Origin of the sequence: Bradyrhizobium sp. CCBAU 65884 (assembly GCF_028128835.1) — a bacterium.
Classification (GTDB): Bacteria; Pseudomonadota; Alphaproteobacteria; order Rhizobiales; family Xanthobacteraceae; genus Bradyrhizobium; species Bradyrhizobium ottawaense.
In genome coordinates, this window is sequence record NZ_LBJU01000014.1 from 1 (window position 1) to 327 (window position 327).

At 61.5% G+C, this 327-nt stretch carries 1 pseudogene; it reads right to left on the reverse strand.

From position 1 onward, the window contains the following. Window positions 1–264: pseudogene (locus XI03_RS01520) on the reverse strand (IS66 family transposase); the annotation flags it as partial. Window positions 265–327 lie beyond the last annotated feature (63 nt).

Here is a 327-nt window from a genome sequence, read left to right on the forward strand (position 1 = left end):
CTTACGTGGCTTATCGGACGGCTTCACCGCAGGTGCACCGTCGTTGGCAGCTGCAGGCGGCGTGACACTGGTCTCAAGATCGTCAAGCTCAAGCGCAAGTTGCTCGGCCACGAGCGTGGCAAGCCGTTCCGAGCGCTTCCCGAAGATCATCTCCTTGAGCGTCTGCATCGCAACACGCAGCTTCTCGTTCTCGGCGTCGAGCGCGAGCACCATCTCGGTTAGAGCGGCTGGATCAGTCGGGAGAACGTCCGGGCGAATCGCCATAAATGGACCATACATCCGCGCGCCGCAGGCTCCAGCGAAATCCTCTCCTCTCAGCCGACAACG